The sequence below is a fragment of the Pseudomonas neustonica genome (assembly GCF_003797945.1).
Classification (GTDB): Bacteria; Pseudomonadota; Gammaproteobacteria; order Pseudomonadales; family Pseudomonadaceae; genus Halopseudomonas; species Halopseudomonas neustonica.
The window spans coordinates 65,411-72,311 of record NZ_RKKU01000022.1 but is presented as its reverse complement, the minus strand read 5'-3'; the positions used below and the strand labels follow the sequence as shown (position 1 = coordinate 72,311).

Here is a 6,901-nt window from a genome sequence, read left to right as displayed (position 1 = left end):
GGGCTTCCTCCAGATTCGCAGTCACCCGCGACACCCTTGCCTCTGGCTAACACTTCCCCTTGCCGGGCGTGTAGAGGACTTTCACCTCCAAGTGAGTGCGCCCTGCCGGGCGCACCATAAAAAAACCGGCCATAAGGGCCGGTTCTAGTCAATGCTACGGACGCATCAGGCGCGCGGCAAGGTCACTCCTCGCTGCCCCTGATATTTACCCCCGCGATCGCGATAAGACACCTCACAGGACTCATCGGACTCGAAGAACAGCATCTGCGCCACACCTTCATTAGCATAAATCTTCGCTGGCAAGGTTGTGGTATTGGAAAACTCCAGCGTCACGTGCCCTTCCCACTCCGGTTCAAGCGGCGTCACGTTCACTATTATGCCGCAGCGTGCGTAGGTACTCTTGCCCAGGCAAATAGTCAGCACATCACGCGGGATACGGAAGTACTCCACCGTGCGGGCCAAGGCAAAAGAGTTTGGCGGAATAATGCAAACATCGCCCTTAACATCCACAAAGCTTTTTTCATCGAAGTTCTTGGGATCGACGGTGGCAGAGTGGATGTTAGTGAATACCTTGAACTCATCCGCGCAACGTACATCGTAGCCGTAGCTCGACACACCATAGGAGATCACCCGATCACCTTCGGCGCCGCGCACCTGGCGCTCGACAAAGGGTTCGATCATCCCCTGCTCCTGGGACATTCTGCGGATCCAACGGTCGGCTTTGATGCTCATGGTGTGTCCTGAACTGGTCGAAAAAGAGCCTGCATGTTACCGGGTTATGGAGGCGGACAAAAGGCCGCGATCAGTCATCGCTAATGCTGATCTGCGGCATACCCTGCGCACCGGCCTGCTGCGTAATACGAGCGCCCACATGGCGTGCCATGTCCTGATAGATCATGCTGATCTGACATTCCGGTTGGGCCACTACGGTTGGCTTGCCGCCGTCGGCCTGCTCGCGGATCATCATCGACAAGGGCATGGACGCCAGCAGATCGACGCCATACTCATCTGCCAAGCGTTCGCCACCGCCCTCACCGAACAAGTGCTCGGCATGACCACAGTTGGAACAAATGTGAATGGCCATGTTTTCAACCACCCCCAGCACCGGAATATTCACTTTCTCGAACATACCTATGCCTTTCTTGGCGTCCAGTAGCGCGAGATCCTGCGGCGTGGTGACAATAACGGCGCCGGTAACCGGCACTTTCTGCGCCAGCGTAAGCTGGATATCGCCTGTTCCTGGCGGCATATCAACCACCAGATAGTCGAGCTCATCCCAGGCAGACTGGGTTAACAGCTGCATCAGCGCACCGGATACCATGGGGCCGCGCCAGACCACGGGGGTATTATCGTCAACCAGAAAGGCCATCGACATCACTTGCAGCCCATGCGCACGTGGCGGGATAAACCACTTGTTGTCATGCACCTCAGGGCGAGTACCCTCCGGCAGCCCGAGCATCATGCCCATGCTGGGGCCGTATATATCAGCATCCAGCACACCCACCTTGGCACCTTCGCGCGCCAAAGCCAGCGCCAGGTTGACGGCCGTCGTGGACTTACCCACGCCACCCTTGCCCGAAGCGACGGCGATAACATTTTTCACCTTGGCCATTGCCGCCACCTTGCCCTGAAGCTCGCCCGCGGCAACCTCACAACGCACCTTTATATGCGCCGAACTAACACCTTCCACATTCTCAACTGCGGTTTGAATCATGTGGCCAATTCCGCCCACGATGGAGCCAGCGGCGTAACCCAGCACCAGCTCTGCAGTCACCACACTGCCGTCAATATCCAACTGACGCAGGCAGCCACAGCTGATCAGATCAGTTTTGAGGTAAGGGTCTTGGTATTCGGCGATGGCTCGCTCAACAGCGGCACGATCAACTTGGCTCATATGCTTATCCGGTTCACGAATGAATGAACGCTATGCTACTGACTCGCTGACGATCATGAAAGGCCGCCGTGATAACCGCGCAAGAATGGGATAACGCACATAGAACACAACCTGGAATGAGCGATAGGCTCACCAGGCTGTTCTAGCGCAACTATGTAAGCCGCCTTGCCCTTGAACAGGGTCAGGCGGCCGAGGGATTACTGCTGATTAATCATCACCGCCTTGATATTGACGAACTCGCGAATGCCGAAGCCGCCGTGCTCACGACCATATCCGCTATCTTTGACGCCGCCAAAGGGCAGGTGCGGCTGCGCCAGGTTATAACCGTTGATGTTAACCATACCGGTATCAAAGTGCAGGCGGGCCAGCTCAATCGCACGATCTTCGTTACGCGAGAAAATTCCGCCGCCCAGGCCATAACGCGAGTCGTTAGCAATACGCATGGCATCCTCATCGTCGGCAGCTCGAATCAATGAAGCAACCGGTCCAAACAATTCGCCATCGTAAGCAGGCATACCCGGTTTCACGTCTTCGAGCACGGTAGCGGGGTAATAGAAGCCCTTCCCTGCAGGAATCTTGCCGCCAGTGCTGATCGTGGCACCCTTGCGCACCGACTCCTCGACTTGCCCATGCAGAGTGTCGCGTAGATCTTCGCGCGCTATGGGGCCCAGTTGAGTACCCTTCTGCGTCGGATCACCCATCTTGATCGCCGCCATCTGCTCTACAAACTGATCGCGAAATGCGTCGTACACATCGGCTGACACCACAAAACGCTTGGCTGAAACACAGGTCTCACCGTTGTTGATTATCCGGCCCTGTACACAGGCTTTAACCGCCCGCTTGATATCCGCGTCCGAGAGCACAACATAGGCATCGTTGCTGCCTAATTCCAGCACGGTCTTCTTCACGACCTTGCCCGCGGCTTCGGCAATCTTCTTGCCGGTATTATCACTACCGGTAAAGGTCACGCCACGCACTTTGGGATGCGCAACCAGCTTACCCGCACTCGCCCCATCCATCAGCAGCGACTGAAAAACGCCTTCAGGTAGTCCAGCCTCAAGATAAAGCTGCTCAATCTTCTGCGCCATGCCAAACACGTTGCTAGCGTGCTTCAATACGGTGGTGTTACCCGCCATGATGTTGCAGGCGCTATAGCGAATCACCTGATAAAGCGGGAAGTTCCAGGGCTGGATGCCCAGGATGACGCCAATGGGCTGATAGCTGATCAGCGCTCGACCTCCTTCCAACGGCCGGGTTTCATCTGCTAACTGGTCTGGGCCTTGTTCTGCAGAATAGCGGCAGATAGCAGCACATAGCTGACACTCCTGACCACCCTGATCGATCGGCTTGCCCATCTCGCGCGTCATCAGCTGCGCCAGCTCGTCACTGTGCTGCTCAATCAGGTCAGCCATCTTGTTCAGTACCTTACGGCGATTGGCAAAGCTCTCTAGCCGCCAGGCCTGGAACGCCGCGTCGGCACGATCAATCGCAGCGCTGGCCTGCTCCTGACTCAGCAGTTGATATTCAGCAATTTTCTCACCTGTGCTTGGGTCAATTGTGTTGACGGTGTTGCTCATGGTGTTCTCCGTTTGAGTGGGTAACTCGATTACGTCGTTTACTTGCGACCACAAAAAAACCGGATTAGCTCACGCTAATCCGGTTTTTCTTGATAACAAGCAATTACCTCACTTGCCATGGAGCCATAAGCTGATTAAGCAGCTTCATCCATCGCTGGCTCTTCAGTCTCGGCTTCGGGCTCTTCTGCAGCGGGTTGCTCAGCAGCCATACCGGCTTTGTCAGCTTCGGCTTTTTCAACCTGCTCAAGCAGCGCATTCATCAAGCGTGTGCCGCGCTCACCGACCATTTCGGAGAAAACGTCACGCACTGGCAGACTGCGCTCACGGAATACCGCGCGCTCTTCCGGAGTGAGATAAACCAGTTCGATGTCGCTGTTTTCAGTGATGATATCCAGGCGCTCGGTATTCAGACGAGTCTGAACATCGTGGGTGTAAGGCACCAACTCGGTTACCACCTCTTCGATAACATCTTTACGCTCTTGGCTCAGGCCGTCATACCATGGGCTGTTAGCCATAAAGGTCGCGATGAACTCAGCCTGATTGGCGAAGATGAGGTAATCCTGCACCTTGTAGAAGTCCATCTCCTGGTGGGCAAAGATAGGCTGAATGTTGCCATCCAACTGCCCCAGCTGCATGCCACTGAACAACTCACCGTATTCCATGGTGGTCGGGTCAGCACCGTATGCGCTGTAGGTTTCACGCAACAGGCGGTTATCCATGGTGCGCAACGCCAGGCCGTCGAAATCGGCGGGCGAACGCACTGCCTTGTTGGCACTCCAGACCTGCCAGCCTTCGGGCACAATGGCGAGCGGCTGCAAGTCACGCTCACGGAATGACGCAACCAGATCCTCGTTCTTACGGAATTCAGGCGCGTTCAGAATTTCAGCGTTGGTTTTCTCGTCGTCAGTCAGCACAAAGTTCAGGCTGAACAACTGAGACTCGGGGACAGTGCCACCCAGAAAACCGGAGCCAAAGGCAAACTGCACGGCGCCAGATTGAACCTGATCATAAATATCGGTCAGACCACCCAACTGGCCATAGGTATAGAGCTTGACCTCAACCTCGCCATCGGTTTTTTCCTTTACCAGCTCGGCAAACTTCGCACCGTACTCGTACTGGACGCTACCTTCGATCTCTTCCAGGGCAAAACCCCAGGTTTCGGGCTCAGCAGCTGCAGTCTTTTCTGCCTCTGCCTCAGGTGCTGCGTTAGTTGCTTTCGGCTCTTCATCAGAACCACAAGCGGCCAACAAAACCGCTGCTGCACCAATACATCCATTACGCCAATTCATGGAACACTCCTTATAAACTGTTCTGGTTAGCTGAATAACCCTACCATACGACCAGCGGATGTCCACCCGTGCAAAACCGCTTTAGATCAGGTATGTTCAAAAAGAGATCGCAAATCGACCCCTGCGCGGCGCATTCAGCAGAGACCGATTTACACACACCAACTCAAGCCAGATATGTTGCTCCTGACATGCTGGTCAGAGCCTGACTCAACAGGCCAAGCAGAGGACAGCTCGATGCCCGAGCCTGGCGATAAGTCGGCCAGCAACCCTCCAGCCGCATTGCTGAGCAAAGCACTGCGCACGCTGGATCGAACGTCGGAATATATCGAGAAAGTCATCCTTGGGGTCAGCGTACTGTTTCTTGCAGGTATGCTTATCGTCCACGTTCTAGGTCGCCAGCTGTTCGGCACCGGCCTCACCGGCCAAGTCGAAATGACTCAGATCAGCCTGATCATTATGACCTTTGCCGGCCTCGGCTACGGTGTGCGACGCGCCCGACACATCTGCATGTCAGCCTTCTACGATCAGCTCAGCGGCTGGCCACGCAAGGCGCTGTTGATTTTCATAAGCCTGGTGACGGGCGCGCTGATGTTCTATTTCTCTTACTACGCTTGGGAGTACGTCAGCTCAATCCAAAGCCGGGGGAGGACAACGTCGGCGCTGCAAATACAGCTCTGGATTCCCTACCTGGCTGCGCCCATCGGCTTCGCACTCGCCGGCATCCAGTATTGGCTAACCGCTATCCGTAACCTCACCTCTCGCGAGATATACCGCTCCTTCAATGAGAAGGAAGAGTACGACGCCGTCCCCGATGACGGCGCCATCTAACCGCTAGAACTGGACCCCGCATGCTGACTCTGACCGTTATAACCATGATCGTGCTGCTAATGCTGGGCTTCCCCATGATGGTCCCGCTGCTGGTAGCGAGCCTGATGCTGCTATTTCTCGTTATCGACATGGGTAACGTTGGCCTACTGATGGGGCAAATGATCAGCGGCGTACAGTCCTGGGCCCTGGCCGCCGTGCCGCTATTTATATTTGCGGCAGACCTGATGACCCGAGGACATACCTCACAGCGACTGCTAGACCTCGTACAGAGCTTCGTCGGTCACTTGCGTGGGGGCTTGCCCATCACCACGGCGGCAAGCTGCACATTATTTGGTGCGGTATCGGGCTCTACGCAGGCAACAGTGGTTGCGATGGGTGGACCGATGCGCCCCAAGCTACTGGAAAAAGGCTATTCCGACGCATTCAGTATCGCGCTGATCATCAACGCCAGTGACATCGCCCTGTTAATCCCACCCAGCATCGGCATGATTATCTACGGCGTGGTATCAGGTGCATCCATCGGCGATCTATTTATCGCGGGCATTCTGCCAGGACTGCTGATTCTGCTGCTGATCTCGGTTTATTGCTGGATAACCTCGATTCGCATGGGCATTGAGCCAGAAGAGCGAGCCAGCTGGGCTCATCGCTGTGAGGCATTGAAGAAAGCGATACTACCCCTCGGCTTTCCCCTGGTGGTTGTCGGCGGCATCTACGGCGGCATTTTCAGCCCGACCGAAGCAGCTGCTATCGCTGTACTGTATGCGCTGATTCTCGAAATAGTCATACTGCGATCAGTTAACGTAAAAGAGCTCTGGGATATAGCGCTCTCTACCGGCCTGATCACCGCTGTCGTGTTTATCCTCGTCGCGGCTGGCAACGCCTTTACCTATACGATTTCCTTTGCCGGTATTCCCCAGGCGATTCTTGACCCGGTCATTGCCAGCATCGGTGATAGTCCTACTATGGTGCTAGCGCTGATCGCCGTTTCGTTCTTTATTGGCTGCATGTTCGTTGATCCCATCGTCGTCATCCTGATCCTGACCCCACTGTTCAAACCTGCGGTAGAAGCCTCAGGCCTGGACCCTATTCATGTGGGTGTCATCGTAACCTTGCAGGCTGCGATTGGCTCTGCCACCCCGCCCTTCGGTTGCGACATCTTTACCGCGATGGCGATTTTCCGACGTCCCTACTTCGACGTTATCAGGGGCACGCTGCCCTTCATTTTAATCCTGCTGTTCGCAACACTGCTGCTGGTTATGTTCCCTAGCCTGTCGCTCTGGCTGCCTTCGCTGGCTCACTAAGCTTCATTAAAC

At 55.4% G+C, this 6,901-nt stretch carries 6 protein-coding genes; 2 read left to right on the top strand and 4 right to left on the bottom strand.

The window, feature by feature from the left end:
- Positions 1-165: 165 nt before the first annotated feature.
- From dcd to dctP, 4 genes are all read right to left on the bottom strand, one after another.
- Positions 166-732, bottom strand: coding sequence for a dCTP deaminase (gene dcd / locus EF096_RS15240; RefSeq protein ID WP_123890663.1), 567 nt, complete (start codon positions 730-732; stop codon positions 166-168).
- Between the two features lie 70 nt (positions 733-802).
- Complete coding sequence (gene apbC, locus EF096_RS15235) at positions 803-1,894, bottom strand: iron-sulfur cluster carrier protein ApbC (protein ID WP_123890662.1); 1,092 nt, start codon at positions 1,892-1,894, stop codon at positions 803-805.
- A 197-nt stretch (positions 1,895-2,091) separates the two neighbouring features.
- Positions 2,092-3,471: an NAD-dependent succinate-semialdehyde dehydrogenase gene (locus EF096_RS15230; protein WP_123890661.1), complete on the bottom strand. Its 1,380-nt coding sequence runs from the start codon at positions 3,469-3,471 to the stop codon at positions 2,092-2,094.
- A gap of 134 nt (positions 3,472-3,605) precedes the next feature.
- Positions 3,606-4,760, bottom strand: a complete 1,155-nt coding sequence (gene dctP, locus EF096_RS15225; protein ID WP_123890660.1) for a TRAP transporter substrate-binding protein DctP — start codon at positions 4,758-4,760, stop codon at positions 3,606-3,608.
- Between the two features lie 234 nt (positions 4,761-4,994).
- Between dctP and EF096_RS15220 the strand changes: the two genes are divergently transcribed.
- Both EF096_RS15220 and EF096_RS15215 read left to right on the top strand, forming a co-directional pair.
- The gene (locus tag EF096_RS15220; protein ID WP_123890659.1) at positions 4,995-5,588 is read left to right on the top strand and encodes a TRAP transporter small permease; all 594 of its coding nucleotides are present in this window, start codon (positions 4,995-4,997) and stop codon (positions 5,586-5,588) included.
- Between the two features lie 20 nt (positions 5,589-5,608).
- Positions 5,609-6,889, top strand: a complete 1,281-nt coding sequence (locus EF096_RS15215; RefSeq protein WP_123890658.1) for a TRAP transporter large permease — start codon at positions 5,609-5,611, stop codon at positions 6,887-6,889.
- The last annotated feature ends 12 nt before the right edge of the window (positions 6,890-6,901 follow it).

What these genes read in the sequence shown, in the direction of transcription:
- dcd (WP_123890663.1), bottom strand. Translation starts at nt 732, where the DNA reads ATGAGCATCAAAGCCGACCGTTGGATCCGCAGAATGTCCCAGGAGCAG.
- apbC (WP_123890662.1), bottom strand. Translation starts at nt 1,894, where the DNA reads ATGAGCCAAGTTGATCGTGCCGCTGTTGAGCGAGCCATCGCCGAATAC.
- EF096_RS15230 (WP_123890661.1), bottom strand. Translation starts at nt 3,471, where the DNA reads ATGAGCAACACCGTCAACACAATTGACCCAAGCACAGGTGAGAAAATT.
- dctP (WP_123890660.1), bottom strand. Translation starts at nt 4,760, where the DNA reads ATGAATTGGCGTAATGGATGTATTGGTGCAGCAGCGGTTTTGTTGGCC.
- EF096_RS15220 (WP_123890659.1), top strand. Translation starts at nt 4,995, where the DNA reads ATGCCCGAGCCTGGCGATAAGTCGGCCAGCAACCCTCCAGCCGCATTG.
- EF096_RS15215 (WP_123890658.1), top strand. Translation starts at nt 5,609, where the DNA reads ATGCTGACTCTGACCGTTATAACCATGATCGTGCTGCTAATGCTGGGC.